General features: G+C 71.7%; 1 protein-coding gene. It reads right to left on the bottom strand.

Annotation, left to right across the window (positions count from 1 at the left end; all coding sequences use genetic code 11):
- A partial coding sequence (locus IO39_RS43795) for an ATP-binding cassette domain-containing protein (RefSeq protein WP_043638058.1) occupies nucleotides 1-223 on the bottom strand: 223 nt, incomplete at both ends.

Here is a 223-nt window from a genome sequence, read left to right as displayed (position 1 = left end):
CGTCCAGCTCGCGGAGGTCCACGCCACCCCAGGTGATCGTGCCGCGCTGCGGGTCGTAGAACCGGCACAACAGTTTCACCAGCGTGCTCTTGCCCGCGCCGTTGACGCCGACGAGTCCCACGGCGGCGCCGGCGGGGATGGTCAGGTTCACCCCGCGCAGCACCCACGGGCCGTCATCGCCGTACCGGAACCACACGTCGCGCAGCTCGATGGTGGCCGGCCG

Source organism: Nonomuraea candida, assembly GCF_000725485.1.
GTDB classification, from domain to species: domain Bacteria; phylum Actinomycetota; class Actinomycetes; order Streptosporangiales; family Streptosporangiaceae; genus Nonomuraea; species Nonomuraea candida.
This window is presented reverse-complemented; position numbering and strand designations above follow the sequence as displayed.